This window comes from Amycolatopsis sp. La24, from assembly GCF_029087445.1.
In the GTDB taxonomy this organism is placed as follows: domain Bacteria; phylum Actinomycetota; class Actinomycetes; order Mycobacteriales; family Pseudonocardiaceae; genus Amycolatopsis; species Amycolatopsis nivea.
Window position 1 is genome coordinate 18,642 of sequence record NZ_JARACH010000014.1, and the last position, 22,796, is coordinate 41,437.

The window sequence follows — 22,796 nt, forward strand, 5'->3', positions numbered from 1 at the left end:
CAACGACTGCGGTCAGTGCGCGTAAACCTCGAACTCATACAGCGAATACCCGTACTTGGTCCCGCGCGTGACTCCCTGCATCCGAACGAACCGCGCGTCCGAAGGCGCGAACGAGACGTTGTCCGTCCCGCCGTTCCCGTCCGTCACCACAGCCGCGTCGTGCCAGTCGGTGCCGTCGGTAGACAACTGGATCTTGTATCCCTTCGCGTACGCCTTCTCCCACGACAGCACCGCTCGCGAAACCTTCTGCACCGAGCCGAGGTCCACGGTGATCGACTGGTTGTCGCTCCAGTCGCTCGCCCAGCGGGTGCCGGGGTTGCCGTCGACCGCGTTCGAGGCCGGGGAGTTGTAGAAGCCGGTTTCCGCGCTGGAAGCGTTCACCGGCTTGCCCGCCGCGAGGTTCGAGACGTTGTCGCCGCGATGCGCCGGGTACTCGACGACCTGCTGGAAAGTCGGCCGGTTCTGCGTGCTGATCTTGCCGTGCGCGATGCCGCCCAGCGGACGCTGGATGATCGTGTCCGCGCACCACTGGTCGCCCGCCGAGCAGTCGGAATCACCCGGGTACACCGTGTTCGCGGGCTGGCCGGCGGCCGCGGTCAGCGAGTCGACCAGGGTCTGGCGGCACGCGGTCAGATCGCCGCCACCGCAGAACTTCGCGCCGAGCGGACCCGCGACCGGCTGCCCGAGCGCGGTGCGGATGTCCTTGCTGACGTACCCCCACCAGCCGTGCTGGTACGCCGAACCCTGGTGCGGCTGCCCGACGTGCTTGCCCGGCGTCTCGTTCTGGAAGCCGGACGGGCTTTCGTTGATCTGCAGCACGTTCGTCATCGCGCCGAACGCGTCGTCGCCCATCGCCGGTTTGAACTCGCCGGTGACCAGCAGCGGCCACCACGCGTCCATGATCCGGATCGCGTCCGCGTCGTTGTAAGTCTTGCTTCCCGGACTGGACTCGACGCGCTGGTGTCCGTGCTGCATCCACGTCTTGAGCTTCGCCTCGGCGTCCGCCGCGGCACCGGTGAGCGGAGCCTTGTCCAGCACCTGCAACAACAGCGGCAGTACCTTCTCCGCCCGCAGGTCGGCCAGCGCGGCGTCCTCCATCGCCTGGGTCAGGTTCACCCGGGTCACCTTGGTGCCGCTGGAAAGCAGCGCCTTGACCCGCGCGTCGAGCAGATCGCCGCGGTGCACGGCGGACTTGTCCGCACCGCCGGACGCGTAGCCGTTGGACTGCGCGTTGTTCCAGCTGATGTAGTAGTCCTGGTTCACCGACTGCGGATGTTCCGACGCGGGCGTGTAGTCCGCCTTGTTGCCGGCCGGGTTCCAGCCCTTCCAGTCGAACCCGCGATCGCCCCACGCGGGCATCATCGGGTCCACAGTGGAATTGCGCACCGGGTTCGCACCGGAGTTGAAGTACGCGATGTCCTTCGAATCGGCGTAGAACCAGTTGAAGGTGAAGTTGACGTCGTTCGCGGCGCGCTGGAAGTCCGCGGCCGATTTGACGAAGCCCGGGTCGTTGAACTCCTGGAACCCGATCAGCGAATCCACCTCGTGGAAGTACGAGGACCGCAGCGACGAGTACGCCACCGGCTTCCCGTCCACCGTCGCCCGCGAGGTCACCGGGCCGTACTTCGTGCGGTAGCTGCGCAGGGTGTAGGACCCGGCGGCGGTGCCGTCCGCGACCGTCGGCGACCAGGCGTTCTTGCGCTCCACGGTGTCCATCGGGAGGCATTTGCCCTGGTAGAGGTAGTAGTTCGAGTCCTTTGTGGCCGGTTTGCCGCTCGGGTCGCACAGCGGCAGCGCGTAGGTGTCGATGATGTCCTGCGCCGCGGTCGTCGCGCTCCACGAGTAGTCCTGGCCGCGGCCGAGCAGCACGTACATGCTGAGCCCGGCGAACGACGCGCCCCGCGCGCTGATGCCCGGCCCCTGGATTTCCTGCAGCAGCAACAGCTGCGGCGCGAAGTACCCGGTCTGCGGACCGAACACGGCGACCGGATGCCCGCTGGCGGTCTTCGCACCGGACACCAGCAGCGCGTTGGACATGCCGTGCTTTTCCTTGAGCATGTTGCCCGGCAGCACGCCGTTGTCGAACATGCCGCGCGCGGACTCCTGGTCCTTCGGCGCGGCGACCTTGACCTTCGGCTGCGCGGCGGCGGCCGAACCGGTCGGGTCGAACACGAGCTGCTGGTTCGTCACCGAGCCCTTGTCCGGCAACGCCGCGCCCTGCGGGTTCGCCGGAGTGTTGCCGTAGGGGAAGTTCTGCCCGTCGTGCAGGGTCTTCACGGCCTCGGGGTCGTCCGCGGCACGCAGGCTCTGCCACACCTTTTCGCCCTGCTCGACGCCGTACTTCTCCTGCAGCGCCAGCTTCGCGACCGCGTTCTGCACCTCGCCGCCACCGCCCGCGCCGAACTGCGCGCCGACCACTGAGGCGAGCACGACGAGGTCGGTGAGCTTGAACGGTTCGATGGTGCCCGCGTTGGTGATCGCGTCGACGTGCCCGGTCAGCACGTACTCGCCGGGGAAGTACCGGCCGTTGTGCGAATCGGTGATGTATTTGTTGATGCCTTCGATGTACGCCTGCGCGTCGGCGAGACCCTGCTTGCCGCGCGGGCCGCTCGCCGCCACCGCGTCGATCTGCTGCTGCAGCTCGTCCTCGGTGTAGGGCGCGGAGGCGAAGAAAGACTGCTCCAGCTCGCGGTTCGCTTCCGCGCCGCCCGCGTACGACGTCAGCTGTCCGCGGCCGACGCGACGCATGATGTCCATGAGCCACAAGCGATCCTGCGCCGCGGCGTATCCCGCGCCGTATTCCGTGCCGGACCGCGTCGTGCCCTGGATGTGCGGGACGCCGGTGGCCTTGTCGCGCGTGATCGTCACGTCGTCGCGCGGTTTGATCGTGCTCGCGACCTGGTCGGCGGGCACCCCGAAGGACGAGTCGTTGAAGAATTTGCCGATCGTGTCGGTCGTCAGGGTCTGGTACCCGCCCGCCAGATCGGCGTATTTGCCGAGCTGGTCGTCGGCGTGCCCGGGCTGGGTGCCGAACGCCTTGTTGGCAAGGATTTCGGCGAGCGTCGCGCTGCCGTTCTCGCCCGGCGGGAGGATGTCGTTGCACTGGCCAGCGCAATAGTCGTTGCCGGGCAACGCGGCGGAAGCCGGTGCCGCGGTCCCGATCTGCACTAGCCCGGCCGTGAGCACGGCTACCGCGCCCGCGGCCAGGATGGGAATGCGTCGTCGCATGCCACAGCTCCGTCCACGAAGGATGCCCCAGGGTGACCCAGCGCACGCTACCGACGGGTAGCGCACATGTGAAGAGTTTTCGCGTTTATCCCCTCGTTGGGAGTAGTCCGTCTGGCGGTACTCCATCCGGCGCAGCGTTTGCCCGATAGGTACGGTGAGCCCCATGAGCGTGGAAAAGCCCCAAGTCGAGCGCCCGGACGGACCGCCGCCCGCCGAGCTGCAGATCAAAGACATCACGGTCGGCGACGGCCCCGAAGCCAAGTCCGGCAATGCGGTCAGCGTGCATTACGTCGGCGTCTCGCACTCCACCGGCGCGCAATTCGACGCCTCTTACGACCGCGGCGCGCCGCTCGATTTCCAGCTCGGCGCCGGCCAGGTCATCCCGGGCTGGGACCAGGGCGTGACCGGCATGAAGGTCGGCGGCCGCCGCCAGCTGGTCATCCCGCCGCACCTGGCTTACGGCGAACGCGGCGCGGGCGGCGTGATCGCCCCGAACGAAACGCTGATTTTCGTCGTCGATCTTGTCGGCGTGAGCTGATCTGCACGAAAACGCGGGCAGCCGGGAAAGCCCGAACGGGCAGCCCCGGCTGATCCCCCTTTCGGGGGAACCGGAAGGCGCCTAACGTTCGCATTGAGTAGTCGTCTTCCGGAGGATATTTCATGCGTTTGCGTGCTGCCCTTTCCGCTGCCTTCCTCGCCGCCGGCGCCGCGCTCGCCGTCGCGGCTCCCGCGTCCGCGGTCGCGAACGGCAACGATGTGGCGCCCGGCGAGTATCCGTTCGCGGCCAAGCTGTCGATGCCCGTCATCCCGCGCGCGGACGGCACCACTTATTCGAGCGGATGCTCGGGTTCCCTGATCGCGCCGCAGTGGATCATCACCGCCGGGCACTGTTTCCACGACGTCAACCGCAAGCCGGTTTCCGGCCCGGTGCCCTACGGGACTTCAGTGCTTCTCGGCGCGACCACCGACGAGCCGGGCAAGGGCGAGCGTCGGCAGGTCACCGAGGTGCAGCAGGCGGGCGTCAACGACGTCGCGCTTGCGAAGCTCGACCAGCCGGTCACCGACATCAAACCGCTGACTGTTTCGCCCGCCGCGCCGGCCAACGGCCAGAAGGTGCTGCTCGCCGGATGGGGCAGCCTGACCGAGGTTTCGCCGAAGCCGTCGGACAAGCTGCAGCAGGGCGAAATGCAGGTGGTCGGCTCGGACGCCACCACCGCGAGCATCATCGGCGTCTCGCCGAAGAAGGACACCAGCGCGTGCAGCTACGACTCGGGCGCGCCGTACTTCGTCGACGACGGCGACAACACCGGCCGGCTCGTCTCGGTCGAGTCGACCGGCCCGGACTGCCCCCACTCCACGCCGGAGACGACCGCGCGCGTCGACATCCTCAAGGATTGGATCGCCTCGCACACCCAGTGAGGACAAGTCGCGAGATCGGTCGGTTTTCGTCGCCCATCAAGGGAATTCCGCATCGCGGACGGTGTCGTTAGCGTGGAAGGCCGAGTTCATCGGCGTCCGCCGGTGACCCGGACGAAGGGACAGAATGCGCGTCCGCGCCGCGATCTCCGCAGCAGTACTCCTGCCCATCCTCACCGCGAGCCCGGCCTTGGCCGTCGCCAACGGTTCTGACGTCCCGCCAGGCCAATTCGGCTTCGCCGCGAAGCTGAGCATGACCGGAATCCCGCTGCCGAACGGAAGCACGTACTCGAGCTTCTGTTCGGCAGCGCTCGTCGCACCGCAGTGGATCGTCACCACCGGCCACTGTTTCCACGACGCCAACAAGAACCGGGTGTCCGGCCCGGTGCCGTACCCGACGACGGTGTCGCTGGGTCTGGTCGACGAGACCAAGGAGAAAGGCGTCCAGCGCAAGGTCACCCAGGTCCTGCAAGCCGGCCCGAACGACGTCGCGCTGGCCCAGCTCGACAGCCCGGTCTCCGAGGTCAAGCCGCTCACGGTGAACCACCTGGTGCCCGGCGTCGGACAGCAGGTGACGCTGGCGGGCTGGGGCAGCCGGACGGCACAGAATCCGGTGCCGTCCAAGCAGTTGCAGCAGGGCACGATGAAGATCTCGTCGGTCGGCGGCACGACAGTCGGCATCCACGGCGTCGCCCCGCAAGCGTCCACCAGCGCGTGCACCTACGACACGGGCGCGCCGTACTTCACCGACGGCAAGCTGATCTCGATCGAGAACAACGGCCCGGACTGCCCGCACACCGGCGCGGAGACGACGTCGCGCATCGATGTGATCGCCGACTGGATCGACGAGCACGCGAAGTGAGTACGGTGGAGGGGCCGCCGACCTGAGGAGAGTCGCATGCCCGAGCCGATCCTGACCGCTGTCGCCACCGCGCTGGCCACAAAGGCCGCGACCGGGCTGTATGACCTGGTCAAGCGCAAGTTCTCCGGCAACAGCAAGGCAACCGCGGAACTGGAGGCGGCCACCCCCGACAACCCGGCCACCGTCACCGCACTGGCCGAACGCCTCGACGAGGCCAGCCGCCAGGACCCGGACTTCGGCGCGGCGCTGCGCACCGAGTTCGAGGTGCACCAGGAGGCCCGCAGCGGCGGGGTGACGAACCACGTGGGCACCGTGGCCGAAGGGGCCAAGGTCGTCCAGCTGCGTGACGTACAAGGCAATATCAGCCTCTGAGCCTTTTCCGACGACCGGCACGGAGCGCGATCGGTAGGATCGCTCTCCGTGCCGTCGTCGTCTTACCCCGTGCCGCGCCGATGGCGCACCGTGCCCACGGAACGGACGCTGCTGGCGGTAGTGCACAACGTCACCGCGGCGACCCGCTTGCTGGACGTGCTGCCGCTGTTCGCTGGGGACCCCCGGGTGCAGGTGGTGTTCACGTGCCCGGATTCGAGCGCGTTCACCCGGGGAACGCAGGAGTACCTCGCCGCGCGCGGGATCCCGCTGGAGCCGTGGGAAGACGTCGTGACGGAGGACTTCGACTGGGCGCTGGCGGCCAGTTACGGCGGAGATTTGCATAAATTGCGCGCTCCGTTGACGGTTTTGCCGCATGGAATGGGGTATAATAAATTCTTGGAAACCGGTGAACAGAAAACCGGATCGCGAAAGCCTGTATTTGGCTTGTCCGAGCAATGGCTGATGCACAACGGCGAGGTGATCGCCGAACATCACGTCCTGTCCCACCCCGAACAACTCACCCGGCTGCGGCAGTACTGTCCGGAAGCCGCTGACCACGCCGTCATCGCCGGAGACTCCTGCCTGGACCGCCTGCGCGACGCCCGGGAACTCCGCGAATCCTACCGCCAAGCCCTCGGCGTAACCGGCGAACAAACCCTGGTACTGATTTCGTCCACGTGGGGCCAACTCTCGTCGTACGGCTCCGGTCCCGACCTCCCCCAACGAATCGCCCAGCAGCTACCGCTGGACGAATTCGCCGTCGTCCTGGCCCTGCACCCGAACATCGGTCAGGGCCATTACCCGTGGCAACTGAAAATGTGGCTGCGAGAATGCGAACGCGCAGGCGTAATCGTCCTGCCGGAAGAAGACCTGTGGCAACCAGCCGCAGTAGCCGCCGACGTCACCATCGGCGACCACGGCTCCGTCACCTACTACTCCGCCTGCCTGGGCACCCCAGTCCTGCTGGCCGCCGCACCGCACGACGCCGTCGATCCGGATTCCCCGGTAGCCGCCCTGCTGCGCGCCGCCCCCGCGCTCACCGACGAAAACCTGGCCACCCAACTGCGCACCGCGACCCAGCCACCAGCCTTGATCGCCGCGACCGAACTCGCCACCAGCGTCCCCGGCCAATCCGCAGCGTTGCTGACCGAACTCGGCTACCGCACGCTCAACCTCCCGCTCCCGGCCCAACCCGCCGGATTCACCGCGTTCCCACTGCCGCGCGTCCAACGCCCAGAACCCGGCGCACAGTGGATCCGGATCCGCGGCGACGAAGTCACCAGATTCGCCGGAGCCACCACCGACGCTCACCTAGTCGTCCACGTCGACGCCCCCGACCCACGCCAACTACGCCGCGCCGACATCATTCTGGGCGACCGCTTTCCCGACCCAGGCCGCTGGATCGCCGTCACCCTCGCCGAATTCCCCGGCTGCGAATGGGCCGCGTGCCCAGCCGGACCAGGCTGGCTAGCCGGCAGCCGAGACGGCCTGGTCGTCTCCTTCACCGGCACCGACCTGCCACAAGCCGTGCCGTCGCTGCTGTACACGCGCGACCTGCTGGGCTTGGATTTCCCCGAAGAACTCCCCTTCACCGCGGGCGGCCGCAAGCACGAGGTGCGGCTTACTGTCCACTATGGATAGTCAGAGCTGTTCGAGCCAGATCAGCAGATCGGTCGCCTCAGCGGTGAAACCGTGCATCCGAGCGATGTTCAACGCGTCCTCCGCGTGCGCCTTCGCCTGGTCACGGTAGCCACGAGCAAGCGCGGCCTCCGCCCGAGACCGCAACGCCGCGATACGTTCTCGCTGCAGCTTGGCCTTCTCCGCCGCGGCATCGAGTTCGGCCAGCAGAGCCGCGCCTTCCTCGTACGAACCAGCCTCGATCAGCTTCCGCCCCTGCCACAGCCGGATCTTCACCAGATTGCCCGGCTCGTTCTTCAGCCCCTGCTCCGCCTGCTCCAGCAGGATCGCCGCTTCCTCCGGCGGCACGACCTTGGCCAGATGCATCCGGATCAACGCGAGCCTACGAGGATCACCGATCTGCTCGGCAAGCTCGAGACTTTCCCGAAAGCAGACTCCCGCCTGGCCCAGCAGCGGAACCGCGTCGTCCGGCCGCCCCTGCTGCTGCGCGATCAACCCCGGCTCGAAGAACGCGAGCCCGCGTGCTTCCAGCGCGGACGCGTGTTCCTCCGGCGTCGTGGCCAGCTCGGCCGCCGCGGCGTACTGCTCCAGCGCCGCCGCCCAATCCCGCCGCTGCATCTGAGCGAACCCGAGCTGGGTACGGACAAGCCCCTCGGCAAGCGGCATCGCGGCGGCCTGCGCGGCCCGGACCGCGTCCTGGCTCACCGCCAACAGCTCGACGGGGTAAGCGCCGTCTTTGTAGACCGGCCACAACGCCCTCGCCAGCCGGATGACGTTTTCGTGCGCCCCCTCCTGCAACGCGACCTCCGCCGCGGCAAACAGGTTCGCCTGCTCGTCGAACAACCACTCCCAGGCGTCCACCTCAGACGGTGCCGGCGTGAAGCCCGGCCAGATTTTCGCCGGCCAGCCAGTCGACAGCGCGCGTTCCGCGATCCGGAGCCCGTGCTCGGCGTAGTAACCGACCACGGCGTCGGAAAGCTCACCGGCCAGCGTCGCTGCGTGCATGCGCGCCAGCTCGGACATCCGGTAGCGATCTCCGATGACCTCGATCAACTTGGCAGAGACCAGCTTCTGCAGGGTGTCCTCGGTGTCGTACTCGTCGAGGGCGAGAAGCGCCGCCACAGTTTCCAGCCGAACGGTGCCGTCGCCCGGATGCGCGCCGAAGACCCGGTACGCCGCTTGCTCACGCTCGCCCATCTGCTCGTAGGCAACGTCGTACACCGCGCTGGCCAGTGCACCTTTCGCTCGGATCCGCCCGACCAGCCGCCGCACCGTCGCACCCGGCCGCGCCAGGAGCACGCCCGCGACGTTGAGTTCCGCGGCAGATCCCGCGCAGATCCGCAACAGTTCTTTCAGCTGTTCTGGCTCCGCGGCGAGCTTTTCGTCACCCACCAGTGCCATCAGCACGCCCAGCGCCGCCTCGTCGCTCAACGGTTCCAACTCGACTTCGCGAGCGGAATACCGGGCGCGCAGCGCCTCCAGCCCAGACCCGACTACGAGCACGTACGAGCCGGGATGCGTCGGCAGCAGCGCCTTGACTTCCGCCGCGCTCAACGCGTCGTCGACCAGCAACGCGACCTTGAATTTGGCGGTCTGCGACTGCCACATCGCCGCGCGCCCCTCGAGACTCGCCTGCATCTCGTCCGGCCCGTAACCCAGCTTGGACAGCAACTCGGCCAGCACATCAGCGCCGGCCCGGTGGCCCACGCGCACGTCGTAAAACCGGTCGAACCGGTCCTGATGCTGGTGCAGCCAGGTTTCGCACAGCGTCGTCCGCCCGCTGCCCGGCGCACCTCGCACGATCGCGATCGCTACCCGGCCCGGCACCTCGTCATGAATGCGAGTGAGCGCGGCCAGCTGACGCTCGTTGTTCCGGTAATGCTCCGGGGGCGCCTGGACCTGCAACGCCGGCGCCGCGGGCTCCCGCGGCCCGTGGAAGTGCACGTCGCCGTACACGTCGCGCGCCTGGAAGACCTTGTCCGCCTCGCCGTCGAAGTAGTTGCCGTCGCTCACCGTTTCCCCCGCCCAGCTGGTCCCGGCTCAGGCTACCGGAAACGTCACGGTCCGTGTCCAGCCTTTCACCACGATCGGGTCCGGGTAAGGTTCTGCCCAGGAATTCCAGGACGGATTTGGTAGAATTGAATTGAGCAGCAAAGCAGCAAAGCAGCAAAGCAGCAAAGCAGCAAAGCAGCAAAGCAGCAAAGCAGGTGGCGGACCTTCGACCCGGTCGTCGTGCTCGGGGTCGTGCGCACCTGGACTTCAGCGATCAAGCTGCTCGAGGTCTGCCGTCTGTTTCAGGATGACCAGCGGATTCGCTTCACGTTCACGGTCGACCGCGGGTCTCGGTTCAGCGCGGGCGTCGAGGAGTTGCTGGCCCGCGCGGAAGCGCATTGCACGCCGTGGGAAAACGTTCCGGAACTCCATTACGCACTCGCGATCACGGCTAGCGAAAACATCGATTTCGACCACGTCTCCGGACCGGTTCTCGTTCTTCCGCACGGCGTCGGATTCCACAAGTACGTTCCCGACTCCGGTTCGGCAGGCACCCGGCTTTCCGGGCTGATCCCGTCCGCCGCGCTGCGGTCCGGGCGGGTGTTGATGGCGGTGTCGCATCCGAGCCAGCAGAAACAGTTGCGCGACGCCGACCCGCTGACCGACGGCAGGACCGTGCTCGTCGGCGATCCGCAGTTCGAGCAGCTTCTCCGGAGCGAACCGCACCGCGAGCACTACCGCGCCGCGCTCGGCGTGGCTGATCGCAAATTCGTGCTGGTCAGCTCTACCTGGGGGAAGACCTCGTTGATCGGCCGCCGTCCTCGGCTCCCTGCCGAGCTGCTGGCGTCACTGGACTATGACTCCGCGGCCGTCGGTCTCGTGCTCCATCCCAACGTCTGGTCGCGCTACCGGCCGTTTCAGATCCGGGCCTGGTTCGCCGCGGCCCAGGACGCCGGGCTGCTGCTCCTCCCGCCGGAACGCGGGTGGCAGGCCGCCATCGTCGCCGCGGATGTCGTCGTGGGGGACCACGGATCGGTCTCTTTGCTGGCCGCCGCGACGGGACGGCCGTTGCTGCTTGGCACGTTCGGCAGCGAGGTCGTGCCTGGCACCAGCGCCGAACTGCTCGGTCAGCACGCGTCCCGGCTCACCCGGGACCGGCCGTTGCGGGACCAAATCGACGAGGCCGAAACCCAGCCGTGGCAGCAGGATCTCGCTGAGCGCACCTTTGCGAACCCGCACGGAGCAACGGCGGAACTGCACGCGCTCGTACTCCGTCTGACGGATCTCGAACCCCGTCCGCTCGAACTCCTTCGCGCACCGGATCCGGAACCGAATCCCATCACTCCGCTCGCCTTCACCGCGTACCCGGAGTTCACCGGCCCGGATTTCCTTACCTTGCATCGGTTTCCCCGCTCGGTAGAAGAATGGCGACCCGACGTCGAGCGGGCCTCAACCAGACTGAGACACGTAGTCGCCGACGAAAGCGACGACAACCTCGGCCGGATCGGCAACGCCACCGTGCTCACCAGAACCGCACTGCGTCCTGCACCAGAAGACTGGTGTGCCAACGCATTGCGGCTCCATCCTGCCTGCACGCTGGCCGCGGCCGCCGTCTCGGACGGATGTGTCGCGCGTACCAGGGCCGGCGAGACGTTCACCGTCACCGGCTCAGCTGACGTCGCCGCACTGGCTTCGACGCTGCACGCGTGTCTGGCGACTGGTCGAGAGGGTGGGCGTCCGTTGTCCCTACGACTCGGCTCCGTCGAGACCACCGTCGTTTTCTGACGCCAACTTCTCCGCCCGCGGACTGCCCAGTTCTCGATACAGTTGAATCGCCCGATCCAGGTGGCTGCGTGCCTCCGCCGGATTCTCCTCGACCAGCGCACCGTGCAGCGCCTCCCGAGCCTGGGCCTCGTAGAAAGTCGCCCCGCTCGTTTGGAAAGCCTCTGCCGCCTCGGTCAACGCGTCAACGCCGCCCGGCAGCCCGGTGCGTACGCGCACCTGACCGGTGATCAGCAAGGCGCGCGCAGCCGAGCGACTGTCGCCAAGCTCGCCGAACGCGCGATGCGCTGTTTCCAACTCACGCAGGCCCTCCGCATCGCCGAGCGACTGGCCGAGGAACATCCGGCTCAGCGCCTCTCCCCGGGTCTCCCCAGCCGCCTCGTTCAACTCGATCGACTCGCGGTACCGCTGCTGCGCCAGCTCCGGTTGATCGGTCAAATCGTGGTATCGACCGGCGAACTCTCGCACCGAGGCCCGCAGCACGAGGTGCCCGTCCTGGTCCGCCAGCTCGATCGAACGTCGCACGAAGTCCCCGGCTTGCTCGAACTGCTCGAGATCCGTCAGCGGACGCGACGCCAGACTCCGCAAGCGCGCCTCCGCCGCGCGATTCCCGGCCTCTTCCGCGGCCTTGATGCCGTGCCGGAGACTGCTGAGCGAATCGGCCTGCCGCTTGCGGTCGAAGTAGTAGGCCGCGAGCGACTCGGCGATCTGCCAAATCTCGTCGACCAGGCCGATCTTCTCGGCCACCGGCAGCAATTCGTGCAGCGCGCGCCGGTTCTCCTCGAACCAGGCCAATCCGTTGGCCCGGCGATCGCCGCTGAAGGGGTCCGCGATCTCCGGCGCGTCCGCGACCCGGTACCGCTCGACGCCGATCATCGCCGCGTCCGCGTAGTAGGCGGCGTTGCGGAACCCGCGCACCACCCGGGCGAGCGCCTCGTGCGTTTCCTCGTCGTCCAGTCCCGAAAGGGATGCCGCGTGGTCATGGACGAGCGGATGCATGGAGTACCGGCCGTGCTCTTCCTGGAGCACCTTCAGCAGGACCAACTCGGCGAGAATGTCCCTCGACGTGGCCTCGTCCAGCCCGATCAGCAGATCGAAGACCGGCGGGGTGAAGTCGATCGCCGGGTACGCGCCGAGCAGCCGGTATGCGCGCTGAGCAGGTTCGGTCGCTTCCTGGTACGTCGCTTCGAACACCGGGTTCCCCTTATTCGGCCCACGGTCGGATCGCATCAACTCGGCGCGTGAACGCCGAAGCCGAGCGGCTAGCTCCGGCAACGAAGGACACCGCCCGACCACGACGAGCGTCGCGGCGTTCCGGAGGGCCAACGGCAATCCGCCGCAGTAGCCGAGGATCTCAGCTACCACCGGATCGTCTGGGTCCGCGTCCAGTCCGCTCAGCTCGCGAAACAACTCAGCAGCCTGCTCGTCGTCGAGCGGCTCGACGGGGATCGTCTCGCCGCCGAACTCGCGGACCTCAAGCCGCGACTCCACGCGGCCCGCGACGAGCACCAGCCAATCCCGTCCGCCAGGCATCAACTGCAGAAACTGCTCGGATTCCGTGACATTCTCCAGCAACAGCACGGCAGCCGCCCCGGACGACCGGCTTCGCCACAGACTCGCCAACCCAGGTTCGGCGGGCATCACTTCGTCGCGGACCCCGTCGCGGCGCAGCAATGAACGCAGGGCCGCGGAAATCACCGACTCACCGTCGACCGTGTGTGTCGCGTAATCCGTGTAATAGGCCCCGCCGGGATAGCGATCCTTTACTTGCTCAGCGACATACCGGGCCAACGCGCGCCGACCGACCCCAGTCAATCCGTCGAACACGACGAGCGGCGCACGCTGATCGGCAAGACAGGCCTCGATTTGTTCGTTTCGCCCGACCAATCGCCGCAGCGCTCGTGGCGTTTCGTGCGGCACCACCCGTTCGGGTCCCGGCAGCTGCTGGTTGACCGTGCCGATGTACTGCGCCTGCACGAGAGAACTGCCGCCGTCGACCGATCTGACTTCGTTGTGCACTAGTCCGCCCCTCACCCCGAGTCACCGCAAGCTTACCGATTCACCGCGGCGCGAGCATCAACATCGCACTGTCTGAACGCTGCCCACGAACCGCGGTCTGCGTCATTTCCAGGACACACCGTGACAGCTTGGTTACCATCAGATCAGCTCAGTGAAGGTACGGGCATGGCCAGGCGCAAGGGGAGGACGCAGATGGCCGAACGAGCACGTCCCCGGAATCCTCGCCCCAGCCTGCCGCTCTCTTCAGCGACCGCTTTCGCAGAAGGAAGAGAGAACCCGCAACGGCAACCATGACGGGCGATGAGGATTGAGGGGTGGGAAACATGGTTCATCAAGGCAAAGAGTTTGGCGTTGACCTGTATGAACTGGAGAAAGTGGCAAAGGTCGACTTCCCGGCCGTCTCGGCCGGCTACGGGGACGCGATCGGCAGCTGCGATCGGGTCCTCGGCGGCGTGGATCGCGCGATGCGCCGCCCAGAGCAGTTCGGCGGCGGCGCGCTAGGGCCGGTCTACCAGGCATATCTTGATCTGCACGAGACTGTCGCCGGATTCCTCAAGGAAACGAAGACCAATCTGGACGACACGGCTGCCGCGCTCGGCACAGCGGCACAGCATTACGCGGGTACCGATCAATCAGCGAGCGACGAACTGCACCGCCGCGCCCGCACCGACCCGGACCTGGACGGCAAGCTGTGACCTTCGACCAGCTTATGCAGCACGCCAAAGACATCAAGGACAAGGCCGTCGAGCTGGCGATCAAGGAACATGATCAAAAGTACGCGACGCAATCCGGAGTGGTCCGCGACCCTGGACCGTTCAACCAGCACTACTCGTTCATCGAATCGATGTTCGAGCCGTTTTCCAGGATGCCCGATCCCTCCGCGTACGACCCGCTGATCGCCGACCTCAACGCGGCGATGGCCAAGGTGAACCCCGGGTCGGTGCACACGACCGAACTCAGCAGCGAGGTGAGTCTGGGCAACCCGGTTTTGGACAAGATGACGACCGCGGGCAGCTACCTCCAAGGCTGGACCGGCGAGGCGGCGATGGCGTTCAAGGCCGGTTTCATCGACACCTTCAAAACTGTCGCGGGGAACCAGTTCACCGTGTTGTCCACCCTCAAGGGTGTCCTGCAGGCGCACCAGGCAATGTGGGCCAAGGCCCGCGACGACGTCGACAAGATCGCGGAAAACACCAAGAACGCGCTGGACAACGCTGGGGGTTGCGGCAAGAACCAGTGGACTTTCGATTTCTCGGTGCTCTCCGCGGTCGGCGCGGTCGGCGGTGTTTTCGTCGCTATCGCGACGGGAGGCGTGGTGCCGCTGGCCGCGATCGGGGCGGTCGCTTCCGCGGGCAGCGCGGGCGTGGCCGGACTCACCGCATCGGGGGACTCCGTCGAGACGATCATCAACTCGATGAAGCAGGCGATCGACGAGCTCCACCGGCACATCGAAGAGGTCGAGACGCGGGAGATCGCGGACAAGGTGCGGGCGCTCGCCGGCGCCGTGCGCGCGAACAAAGACAAGCTCGTCTCCGCCCGGCCGAAGCTGGCCGGAATGAACGAACATGACCTGGCCAGCGACAGCGGCATGGGCGGATCGGACTGACGACAGGAGGGGACTGTGCCGGATCTTGCCGAGACGCTCGACGGAATTCAGGTACGCGTGCGCGCACCTGGTGCGGAAATCGAAGCCGAGTTGCGCCAACGCACCGACATCACCGTGTCGTTCGGAGAAAGCGTCTACGACTTCATCGACGAATCAGCTCTGGAGACCGCGCTGGCCAGCCTGGCGCGGCTGCTGTGGGCCGGGTGGCAGAGGCAGTACCGGGCGGCGATCGACGAGACCGGCCTGAACATCGATGTTGACGACCTGCGTGATTCACATTTCTTCACCGACCGGGCCAACGTCGAAGCAGTCGGCGCGTCAGCAGGCGAACGGGTCGCTATCTCCGCGGTAGGCATGGAGAATTTCTCGGTCGCGATCAAGCCCGGAACCGTCCGCGAGATACCCGAAGACCAGTTCAGCGTCGATGTTTCCGTTGCGGCGGCGAAGTTGATCCAGGACTTCCAAGACCAGGTGGACGAGCTGAAGAAGCGGTACTACGAATGAAAAAACGCAACCTGGTCGTGGCCGGAATCGTCACGACGCTAGTCGTAGCCGCCGGGGTCGTCACGGTGGTGCTGTCCACCCGCGGCGACTCGGCGGCGAAGCCGTGCGATATTCCGAATTCAGTCCGAGAACAGCCGGTGTCGGCGAAGAGCGCACCGGGCGGCGGTGCGGTCGAAGTCGCGGAAAAGGGTGCTTCGTCGTCCGGGCTGGCGAGCATGGGTGCGGTGCTGCGCAACACCAGCGACCGCATCGCCTACCGGACCAAAGTCACGTTCAAGGTGATCGTCTCCGTCAACGGCCTGCCGCCCGGCCCGATTCAAGGCGCGCCGATGACCATGGAGGTCCCGGTGCTGCTGCCTGGTCAACGAGCCGGCATCGGCAGGCCGCTCATCAACGTCGGCGGGACAGACAAGGTGATCTCGGCCGACGTCGACGTCCAAACGACGACCTGGCTGCCGAACGGCGCGCTCGGCGGATTCACCCCGGCGACCGACACTTACGAGTCGACCAGCCGCGCGAAGGCGTCCCTGCCCGCCGACGCGGTCCGATACACCGAGAAATCGACGAACTGCCGAGCACTGGCGAGCCGCCGTACCGCCGTCGTGTTCCGCGACGCGAACGGCGCGATCGTGGGCGGCGACCTGGTGCCTCCGGACGGCAAGGGCAACCCGGCCGGCACCCCGCAAGAACCGCCGTCGAGCCCGTCCTGCTCGCCAGGAGAACGCAGCACCTGGATCGTCCCGCTGCAGAACATCCCGAAGAACGCAGACGACAACCACACCGAGCTGTACTCGTACTGCGATCTCAACGCCCCCCACCCAGACGTGAACGACGCCTTCTAACCACCACCCACCAAAAAATGTGCCCTGGCCCACACCCACCGCAACAAGCCAACCAACCAGCCCGACCGACCCCACCCAAAACCGGCCCCGCCCGCCAACCGCACCAAAGGCACCGCGGGGGTCCGGGGGCTCGGCCCCCGGGCAGAGGAACGACCGACAAACGGAAAAGAGCCCCAGTCGCGCAAGCGGCTGGGGCTCTGACCATGGTGGGCGAGGAGGGAGTTGAACCCTCACGTCCTTTCGGACACACGGACCTGAACCGTGCGCGTCTGCCATTCCGCCACTCGCCCGAGTTGCTTCCTTGAGGCAGCCAGCAAAGCTTAGCAGGGCCTTCTGACGGGTTTCACCGGGGGCATGCCCAACCCTTCCTCCCCCGGATAGGATCGATGCGGAAGCACACGTGTGAGGAGGTTGTCCCCGGTGGGTCGCGTTGAGCGCTTTGACAGGCGACTCGAGAACCTGGTGGGGAATACTTTCGCGCGCATGTTCGGCGGCAACGTCGTCACGCAGGAAGTGGCGGTTGCGCTCGAGAGGGAAGGCGAGGAGAACGTTCGTGAGCTGGCAGGCGGTCGGCAGCTCGCCCCGAATCACTACATCGTGTCGTTGGGGGCGGCTGACCACGATCGCATGGCCGGCGATGAGCAGCGGGTCACCGGGGTTCTCGCGAGGGCGGTGGCGGAACACCTCGCCGCGCAGGGCTGGGACACCTATGGTGACGTCGTCGTATCACTCGAGCGCAACGAGGCGCTGCATACTGGACAGTTCAAGACCCGTTCGTCCGTCGATCCCGACGCCCGCGACACTGCGGGAGAAGGGCCGTCACGGTCGGCACGACCCAGCAACGCAGGAGACCCACCAATGAGCCAGCCCCCCGGCTACGGCCAATACGACCAGGGTGACCCGTACGGCCAGCAGGGCCAGTACGGCTACGGACAGCAGGGTGGCCAGCAGCCCGGGTACGACCAGGGTTACGGCGGCCAGCCTCCCGCGCAGGGCTACGACCAGGGCTACGGCGGCCAGCCCCCCGCGCAGGGCTACGACCAGTACGGCGGACAGGCTCCGCAGCCCGGTTACGACCAGGGCTACGGCGGGCAGCCGCCCGCGCAGGGCTACGACCAGGGTTACGGCCAGCAGGGCGGCTACGACCAGGGTTACGGCGGCCAGGCTCTGCAGGGCGGGTACGACCAGGGTTACGGGCAGCCGCAGCAGGGCTATGACCAGGGTTACGGCCAGGCCCCGCAGGCCGGCTACGACCAGGGCTACGGCCAGCAGGGCGGGTACGACCAGTACGGCGGCCAGCCGCAGGCGGCTTACGGGCAGGACCCGTACGCGCAGCAGGGCGCCCCGGCCGCGGGCAGGCAGCTTCAGGCGAGCCTCCAGCTGGACGACGGCTCCAACCGCACCTACTCGCTGAAGCAGGGCGGCAACGTCGTCGGCCGCGGGCAGGACGCGGACTTCCGGCTTCCGGACACCGGCGTTTCGCGGCGGCACCTGGAGATCACCTGGGACGGGCAGAGCGCGACGCTCGCCGACATCGGGTCGACCAACGGGACCACGGTCAACGGCACTCCGGTGCAGACGTGGCAGCTGGCGGACGGCGACGTGATCCGGGTGGGTCATTCGTCTCTGGTGTTCCGAACCCAGGGCTGATCGCAGACCGTCCACGGGGTTCCCGCAGAATTGTCATGCGGGGGGAACCGCGGTGCGCGTGGCGCCGCGGCTTGCAGGCACAGGCGGGAGCGGACACAACAAGTGCCAGAGCTGGTCGTTCAACTCACCAGAGTGGGCTTTCTCGTGCTGCTCTGGCTCTTTGTGTTCGCCGCGCTCCGAGTCGTGCGCTCGGACCTCTACGCCGCGTCGGGCCTTCGGGTCCAGGTGCCGTCCTTCCGCCGCAACAAAGAGAAGAAGCCGCGGGGCAGCAAGGCCCCGCAGCAGTTGCTCGTGACGCACGGGGCCCTCGCGGGCACCCGCATCGCGCTCGACGGGCGGCCGATCCTGATCGGCCGGGCCGACGACTCGACGCTGGTGCTCGACGACGACTACGCATCGACCCGGCACGCCCGGATCGCGCTGCGCGGGGAGGACTGGTACGTGGAAGATCTGGGCTCGACGAACGGGACCTACCTCGACCGGGCTAAGGTCACTGCACCCCTCCGGGTCCCGCTCGGAGTCCCCATCCGGATCGGCAAGACGGTGATCGAGCTTCGCCCATGACTCTCGTCCTCCGCTACGCGGCCCGCAGCGACCGGGGCCTGGTGCGTTCCAACAACCAGGACTCCGTGTACGCCGGCCCGCGTCTCCTCGCGCTCGCCGACGGCATGGGCGGGCACGCCGCAGGTGAGGTGGCCAGCAAGGTCGTCATCGCCTCGCTCGCCCCGCTCGACGACGACGAGCCGGGCGACGACCTGCTCGCCCAGCTTCGCGAAGCCGTCCAGAACGGCAACGCGGCGATCGCCGAACTGGTCTCCCAGGACCCCGACCTGGACGGCATGGGCACCACGCTCACCGCCGTCCTGTTCGCGGGAAGCAGACTTGGTCTGGTCCACGTCGGCGACTCGCGCGCGTATCTGATGCGCGGCGGCCAGTTCGCCCAGATCACCCGCGACGACAGTTTCGTCAACGAACTGCTCGAACAGGGCCGCATCACGCCGGAAGAGGCCGCGGTGCACCCGCAGCGGTCGCTGCTGCTCAAGGCGCTCACCGGACACGAGGTCGAGCCGAGCCTGACCGTGCGCGAGGCGCGTCCCGGTGACCGGTACCTGATTTGCTCCGACGGTTTGTCCGGAATGGTCAGCGACGAAACGCTCGCCGAGGCCGTGCAGATCCCGGACCCGCAGGACTGCGCCGACCGGATGATCGAACTGGCGCTCAAGGGCGGCGGCACCGACAACGTGACCGTCATCATCGCCGACGTGGTCGACGTCGATTTCGGCGACGACGCCCCGATCGTGGGCGGCGCGGCGGGCGACGGCAGCGACGAGATGCATCAGGGGGATTCCCCGGCGGCGAGGGCGCGCGCGCTGACCCAGCCGCCGCCGCAGCCGCGACCGGAGCAGCAGCCCCCGCCGGAAGACCCGAAAGCGAAACGGCGGAAACGGTTCCGCTGGCTCGTGGGGGCGGTCGTGGTGCTGATCGTGCTGGGCGCCGCCGCGATCGCGACTCGATACTTCGTGCTCAGCCAGTACTACGTCGGAGAAGGCCCCGATCAGGAGGTCGTGATCTACCGCGGCGTCCCGGGCAGCATCCTCGGCATCGACCTGCACTCGCTCGAGCAGGGCTCGTGCCCGCCGGGCCAGCTGTGCACCGACAAGCTCCGCGTCTCCGCGTTGCAGGAGGACGCGCGCATCGCCGTGCAGAACGGTGTGAAGCGCGAAAGCCTCGACGACGCGCGCAAGTACATCGACGATTTCCTGCGTCTCAAGAAGAAGCTGTCGGACTGCAAGCCGGCCAATCCTCCGGGCACCCCGCAGTCGGGCGCGCCCTCGTCCAGCGTGGCGCCTCCCGGGGGCACGCCTTCGTCGGCGAACCAGCCTGCGGGGAGGGACTGCTCGACGGCGGGTACGCCGCCGACGGGGGGCGGTAACTGATGGGCCAGCCGCTGGCCGACCCGACGTCCGCCCAGTTCGCCACGAATCCGCCGCGAGACCTCCCCAAGCGCAGGGGCACGGAGCTCGCGTTGCTGGCGTTCGCGGCGGGCATCGTCACGCTCGCGCTGGTCATCGTCGAGGCCAACCAGGAGCAGGAGCTGACGCTCTCGATCCTGTGGGTGGGACTCGCTTACCTCGGCGTGCTCGCCACGACGCACCTCGCCGTGCGCCGGTGGGCCCCGTACGCGGACCCGGTGCTGCTGCCGTGCGTCGCGCTGCTCAACGGGATCGGGCTGGTGATGATTCACCGGCTCGATCTGGCGAAGGCCGAATCGTTCATGCAGCGCGGCAAGGAGTACTCGCCGGAGATCACCAAGCAGCTGCTGTTCACCGCGGTTTCGCTGGTGCTGTTCGTGATCGTGCTCGTGGTGGTCAACGACCACCGCACGCTGACCCGCTACAGCTACATCGCCGGACTGGTCGGGCTCGGCGCGCTCGCGCTGCCCGCGGTGCTGCCCGCCAGCCTGTCCGAGGCGGGCGGCGCGAAGGTGTGGCTGAAGCTGCCGTTCTTCTCGATCCAGCCGGGCGAGTTCGCGAAGATCCTGCTGATGATCTTCTTCGCGTCGTTCCTGGTGTCCAAACGCGATTTGTTCATGGTGGCGGGCAAGAAGTTCCTCGGCGTGGAACTGCCGCGCGCCCGTGACCTCGGCCCGATCCTGATCGCCGCCGCCGTCGCGATCGGCGTGCTGGTGTTCGAGAAGGACCTCGGCACGTCGCTGCTGTATTTCAGCATCATCCTGGTGATGCTCTACGTCGCGACCGAACGCGCGATCTGGGTCGTCGTCGGGCTGACGTTCTTCATCGGCGGCTGCATCATCGCCTACAACCTGTTCGGCCACGTGCAGCAGCGGGTCGAGAACTGGACCGACCCGCTCGGCCCGCGCTACGACGTGCTCGGCGGCAGCTACCAGCTCGCACAGGCGTTGTTCGGGCTCGGCACCGGCGGCGTCGGCGGCACCGGGCTCGGCGCCGGCCGTCCGGACATCCCGCCCGCCGCGAGCACCGACTTCATCACCGCCGCGATCGGCGAGGAGCTCGGCTTCATCGGCCTGGCCGCGGTGCTGATGCTGTACATGCTGCTGGCGATGCGCGGCATGCGCAGCGCGCTGGCGGTGCGCGACACGTTCGGCAAACTGCTCGGCGGCGGGCTCGCCTTCACCATCGTGATCCAGATCTTCGTGGTCGTCGGCGGCGTCACCGCGCTCATCCCGGAAACCGGCGTCACCGCGCCGTTCCTGTCCTACGGCGGCTCTTCGCTGCTGGCGAACTACATCCTGGTCGCCCTGATGCTGCGCATTTCGGACGCGGCGCGCAGGCCGGCCTCCCGGCCGAAGCCGCAGCAGCCGCAGGCTCCGATCGCCGAGGCGCACACCGTCATGGTGCGGCGTCCGCCCGCCGAAGGCGACCCGAACGGGAGGACCGCGTGAACGCCCCCCTGCGCAAGGTCGGCATGGCGATGCTCGCGATGATCGTGCTGCTGCTGGCCAACATCACCTACGTCCAGGTCATCAAGGCCGACACGTACCGCACCGATCCGCGCAACCAGCGCGTGCTCTACGACGAGTACTCCCGGCAGCGCGGGCAGATCGTCACGCCGGACGGCACCGTGCTCGCCGGCGTGAAGCCCTCCACCGACAAGTTCAAGTTCTTCCGCACCTACGCCGACGGACCGATGTACGCCCCGGTCACCGGGTACTACTCGATCAACTACGGCGCGGGCGGGCTCGAGCGCGCCGAGGACGACGTGCTGAACGGGTCGGACCCGCGGCTGTTCGTGCGCAGGCTGTCGGACATGGTCACCGGCCGCGATCCGCGCGGCGGCAACGTGAAGCTCACCATCGACCCGAAGGTGCAGAAGGCCGCCTACGACCTGATGACGCAGCGCGGCTACACCGGCGCGGTGGTCGCGATGGAGCCGAAGACCGGCCGCATCCTGGCGATGGTCTCGACCCCGTCGTACGACCCGAACCAGCTCGCGACGCACGGCACCGACCAGAACAAGGCCTGGGACGCCTACTCCAAGGACCCGAAGAACCCGATGCTGAACCGGGCGATCTCGGAGAACTACCCGCCGGGGTCGACGTTCAAGATCGTCACCGCGACCGCGGCGCTGGAGAGCGGGATCGGCCCGGACACCCAGATCAGCACCGCGCCGAACGTGCAGCTGCCGGGTACGAACACGACGCTGGAGAACTACGGCGGCGAAACCTGCCCCGGCAACACGTTCAAGGACGCGCTGGCGCATTCGTGCAACGTCCCGTTCGCGACCTTCGCGGGCCAGCTCGGCGCGGACAAGATGAAGGCGGCCGCGACCAACTTCGGCATCGGGCAGAACGACCTGACCGTGCCGATGCGGGTCGTCGGCTCGACCGTCGGCGCGCTCGACTCGCCGGGCGCGCTCTACCAGAGCGGCATCGGCCAGCGCGACGTCCGGCTCACCCCGCTGCAGGACTGCCTGCTTTCGGCGACCGTCGCGAACAACGGCTACGCGATGAAGCCGCAGCTGATCGAGTCGATCCTGGCCCCGGACCTGTCGACGGTCGAGAACGTCGACCCGGAGCAGCTCACCGGCAAGCCCGCGCTGTCGCCGGAGAACGACAAGATCCTCACCGACATGATGATCGCGTCGGAGTCCTTCACCAAGGGCGGCGGCAAGAACGACGCGCTGAAGATCGCGTCGAAGACCGGCACCGCCGAGCACGGCGCCGACTCCAAGAACACCCCGCCGCACGCGTGGTACACCGCGTTCGCGCCGTCGGACAACCCGCAGATCGCCGTGTCGGTCATCGTCGAGAACGGCGGCAACCGCGGTCTCGCCGCGACCGGCGGCTCGGTGGCCGCCGAGATCGGCCGCGCCGCCATCGCCGCCCGGCTCGGGGGTGGATAGC

18 protein-coding genes and 1 tRNA gene are annotated in these 22,796 nt (G+C 67.6%); 15 read left to right on the plus strand and 4 right to left on the minus strand.

The window, feature by feature from the left end; genetic code table 11:
- Positions 1-12: 12 nt before the first annotated feature.
- Positions 13-3,228, minus strand: coding sequence for a penicillin acylase family protein (locus tag PUT80_RS15995; protein ID WP_275292548.1), 3,216 nt, complete (start codon positions 3,226-3,228; stop codon positions 13-15).
- Between the two features lie 163 nt (positions 3,229-3,391).
- On the opposite strand from PUT80_RS15995, the gene PUT80_RS16000 reads away from it, so the two are divergent.
- The 5 genes from PUT80_RS16000 (at position 3,392) to PUT80_RS16020 (ending at position 7,519) form a co-directional block, all read left to right on the plus strand.
- Complete coding sequence (locus PUT80_RS16000) at positions 3,392-3,766, plus strand: FKBP-type peptidyl-prolyl cis-trans isomerase (RefSeq protein WP_037809223.1); 375 nt, start codon at positions 3,392-3,394, stop codon at positions 3,764-3,766.
- A gap of 122 nt (positions 3,767-3,888) precedes the next feature.
- Positions 3,889-4,647 (plus strand): trypsin-like serine protease, encoded by a 759-nt coding sequence (locus PUT80_RS16005; RefSeq protein ID WP_238603674.1) that lies wholly within the window; start codon positions 3,889-3,891, stop codon positions 4,645-4,647.
- 124 nt (positions 4,648-4,771) lie between these two features.
- Positions 4,772-5,506 (plus strand): trypsin-like serine protease, encoded by a 735-nt coding sequence (locus PUT80_RS16010; protein ID WP_037809220.1) that lies wholly within the window; start codon positions 4,772-4,774, stop codon positions 5,504-5,506.
- Positions 5,507-5,542: 36 nt separating this feature from the next.
- Positions 5,543-5,878, plus strand: a complete 336-nt coding sequence (locus PUT80_RS16015) for a hypothetical protein (RefSeq protein ID WP_037809218.1) — start codon at positions 5,543-5,545, stop codon at positions 5,876-5,878.
- A gap of 48 nt (positions 5,879-5,926) precedes the next feature.
- Positions 5,927-7,519: a hypothetical protein gene (locus PUT80_RS16020; protein WP_275292553.1), complete on the plus strand. Its 1,593-nt coding sequence runs from the start codon at positions 5,927-5,929 to the stop codon at positions 7,517-7,519.
- Here PUT80_RS16020 and PUT80_RS16025 read toward each other — a convergent pair whose 3' ends face one another.
- Positions 7,520-9,529, minus strand: a complete 2,010-nt coding sequence (locus PUT80_RS16025; protein ID WP_275292555.1) for an NB-ARC domain-containing protein — start codon at positions 9,527-9,529, stop codon at positions 7,520-7,522.
- Positions 9,530-9,760: 231 nt separating this feature from the next.
- Between PUT80_RS16025 and PUT80_RS16030 the strand changes: the two genes are divergently transcribed.
- On the plus strand, positions 9,761-11,293 hold the full coding sequence (locus PUT80_RS16030) for a hypothetical protein (protein ID WP_275292557.1): 1,533 nt from the start codon (positions 9,761-9,763) through the stop codon (positions 11,291-11,293).
- Here PUT80_RS16030 and PUT80_RS16035 read toward each other — a convergent pair.
- Positions 11,255-13,309 carry a hypothetical protein gene (locus PUT80_RS16035; protein ID WP_275292559.1) on the minus strand — a complete coding sequence of 685 codons (2,055 nt, stop codon included), beginning with the start codon at positions 13,307-13,309 and terminating at the stop codon, positions 11,255-11,257. The two genes, PUT80_RS16030 and PUT80_RS16035, sit on opposite strands and share 39 nt — an antisense overlap.
- Positions 13,310-13,632: 323 nt before the next feature.
- On the opposite strand from PUT80_RS16035, the gene PUT80_RS16040 reads away from it, so the two are divergent.
- From PUT80_RS16040 to PUT80_RS16055, 4 genes are read left to right on the plus strand one after another with little or no spacing between them, the layout of a single operon-like run.
- Positions 13,633-14,004 (plus strand): hypothetical protein, encoded by a 372-nt coding sequence (locus tag PUT80_RS16040; RefSeq protein ID WP_275292691.1) that lies wholly within the window; start codon positions 13,633-13,635, stop codon positions 14,002-14,004.
- The gene (locus PUT80_RS16045) at positions 14,001-14,915 is read left to right on the plus strand and encodes a hypothetical protein (RefSeq protein ID WP_043831317.1); all 915 of its coding nucleotides are present in this window, start codon (positions 14,001-14,003) and stop codon (positions 14,913-14,915) included. The genes PUT80_RS16040 and PUT80_RS16045 overlap by 4 nt, the downstream gene beginning before the upstream one ends.
- A gap of 15 nt (positions 14,916-14,930) precedes the next feature.
- Complete coding sequence (locus tag PUT80_RS16050) at positions 14,931-15,419, plus strand: hypothetical protein (RefSeq protein WP_275292561.1); 489 nt, start codon at positions 14,931-14,933, stop codon at positions 15,417-15,419.
- The gene (locus tag PUT80_RS16055; RefSeq protein WP_275292563.1) at positions 15,416-16,261 is read left to right on the plus strand and encodes a hypothetical protein; all 846 of its coding nucleotides are present in this window, start codon (positions 15,416-15,418) and stop codon (positions 16,259-16,261) included. Before PUT80_RS16050 ends, PUT80_RS16055 begins: the two co-directional genes overlap by 4 nt.
- A gap of 204 nt (positions 16,262-16,465) precedes the next feature.
- On the opposite strand, the gene PUT80_RS16060 is transcribed toward PUT80_RS16055, so the two are convergent.
- A tRNA-Leu gene (locus tag PUT80_RS16060) sits at positions 16,466-16,551 on the minus strand.
- 130 nt (positions 16,552-16,681) lie between these two features.
- On the opposite strand from PUT80_RS16060, the gene PUT80_RS16065 reads away from it, so the two are divergent.
- From PUT80_RS16065 to PUT80_RS16085, 5 genes are all read left to right on the plus strand, one after another.
- On the plus strand, positions 16,682-17,911 hold the full coding sequence (locus PUT80_RS16065; RefSeq protein ID WP_275292565.1) for a DUF3662 and FHA domain-containing protein: 1,230 nt from the start codon (positions 16,682-16,684) through the stop codon (positions 17,909-17,911).
- A 102-nt stretch (positions 17,912-18,013) separates the two neighbouring features.
- Entirely contained in the window at positions 18,014-18,475 is a 462-nt protein-coding gene (locus PUT80_RS16070; RefSeq protein ID WP_037718919.1) for an FHA domain-containing protein, read from the plus strand.
- On the plus strand, positions 18,472-19,848 hold the full coding sequence (locus PUT80_RS16075; RefSeq protein ID WP_037809208.1) for a PP2C family serine/threonine-protein phosphatase: 1,377 nt from the start codon (positions 18,472-18,474) through the stop codon (positions 19,846-19,848). The genes PUT80_RS16070 and PUT80_RS16075 overlap by 4 nt, the downstream gene beginning before the upstream one ends.
- Positions 19,848-21,335, plus strand: coding sequence for an FtsW/RodA/SpoVE family cell cycle protein (locus PUT80_RS16080; RefSeq protein WP_037809207.1), 1,488 nt, complete (start codon positions 19,848-19,850; stop codon positions 21,333-21,335). Before PUT80_RS16075 ends, PUT80_RS16080 begins: the two co-directional genes overlap by 1 nt.
- A complete protein-coding gene (locus tag PUT80_RS16085) occupies positions 21,332-22,795 on the plus strand; it encodes a penicillin-binding transpeptidase domain-containing protein (protein WP_134664619.1) in 1,464 nt (487 codons plus the stop codon). Before PUT80_RS16080 ends, PUT80_RS16085 begins: the two co-directional genes overlap by 4 nt.
- The last annotated feature ends 1 nt before the right edge of the window (position 22,796 follow it).